Annotated in this window: 1 protein-coding gene; it reads left to right on the top strand. The window is 44.5% G+C overall.

The annotated features are described in order from the left end of the window. The coding region (locus R7R24_RS26025) for a phosphate/phosphite/phosphonate ABC transporter substrate-binding protein (protein ID WP_318120015.1) at positions 1-694 on the top strand (694 nt) is incomplete at its 5' end. Between the last annotated feature and the right edge of the window lie 113 nt (positions 695-807).

Below are 807 nucleotides of genomic sequence, written 5' to 3'. Positions count from 1 at the left end.
CAAAAATGGCAGCGTTCAAATTGCAACAGCTACACCGTTTAACGCCGTAACCCTAGAACGAGAATCTAACAGCCAAGTGCTCGCCGTAAGGTGGAAAAAGGGACTCGAAAAATACCACTCTGTATTTTTCACCCATCAAGACAGTGGCATTCATTCCTTGGCCGATCTGCGCGGCAAAACGCTCATTTTCGAGAGTCGCAACTCCACCAGCAGCTTTTACTTACCTGCCATTACATTGCTCAACCAAGGCGAAAAATTAGAATACCTTCGCTCTATTGATGCTCACCCAACGAAAGACCGTATCGGCTATTTGTTTTTGGACGAACATTTAGAACAATCCAACGAAATCAACCTATCCGTTTGGGTGTATAAACAGCGCGTTGCCGCCGGGGAGTTCAGTAATTTCAACTGGAACAACCCAAAAGATTTGCCAGAAAACATGAAGGAAAAACTGACCATTTTCCATAACTCGGTGGAGATCCCGCGTGATTTGGTTTTAGCGTCGCCTACTTTGAGCCAATCGACCAAAAATGAAATTACATCGATTTTATTGAAAATGGATGCCTCACCAGAAGGTTTGCATGCCTTGGATGTATTCCAAAATACCAAGCGCATATCAGCACTCACGCCAGATATGGCAACGTCTCTCGACACGGTTCGAAAGTCTGTTAACTTGCTACCAAAGGCAAACTGATGCTGAACAAACTTTCGCTAGAAACCAAATACATTTTCGCGACCATCTCCGTCGTTGTTTTGGTGGTTGTGGTCAACCTTGTACTTTACATGCATGGCTACGACACATACTCA

It is taken from the genome of Vibrio sp. 704 (genome assembly GCF_033339295.1).
Note: the sequence above shows the minus strand (reverse complement) of the source record. Positions and strands in the feature narration are given on the sequence as shown.